General features: G+C 43.1%; 1 protein-coding gene. It reads right to left on the bottom strand.

Annotation, left to right across the window (positions count from 1 at the left end):
* Positions 1-106: 106 nt before the first annotated feature.
* A partial coding sequence (locus ADIWIN_RS14435) for a sialidase family protein (protein WP_040757473.1) occupies positions 107-710 on the bottom strand: 604 nt, incomplete at its 5' end.

Raw genomic sequence — 710 nt, 5'->3', positions numbered from 1 at the left:
AGCTAACGAACGGTACTTATTAACCTCTTTTAATTCAGGTTAAAATATTAAAAACCCCTCTCTGCCATTATGCGGAGAGGGGTTTTGTTCTTTAGGTCTTTTTATCTTATCGCAAGTTATCCAAAGACAAACGAGCCAACACTAACTTTTCATAAGCATTCTCTTCTCCTTTTTCATACAAACATAGAAATTCGCCATTGGGCAAAGCTGCCAAAGCAGAATAAGCCGATGGGCCTGTATAGAGCACTTTGGATGCGGCCCAAGTCCTGCCGCTGTCCCTACTTAGCTTGATGGTCATGTTCTCTCTTTTTGTGCTTGCAGGATTGGAAAACAAAGCCAAATCACCAGTCCTATCCTCTGGCCAGGAATAACGTATGAAAGCAGCCTGACAGACCGGCTCAATTAAAGCGCTTGCCTCTACCGGATCAGACCAAGTAACTCCACCATCTCTGCTAACAGACAATGCCCTCCTATTTTTACCAAAATAAGACCGCATGTTCATTAATAGGGTACCATAACCATCTGCCATTTCTATCAGTTGACTTTCATTCATTTTAGGTTTGATCGATCCACCAAGTTCCCAGGTAGCTCCATGGTCATCACTAAAAATGACATGGGCTCCGTATTCAAAAGGCCCTCCTCTTACATTTCCATTAGGGTCATCATAACTGTGATTGGCAGGAATTACCAAACGCCCTTTATTCGGGCCA

The organism is Winogradskyella psychrotolerans RS-3, assembly GCF_000427335.1.
Lineage (GTDB): Bacteria > Bacteroidota > Bacteroidia > Flavobacteriales > Flavobacteriaceae > Winogradskyella > Winogradskyella psychrotolerans.
Note: the sequence above shows the minus strand (reverse complement) of the source record. Positions and strands in the feature narration are given on the sequence as shown.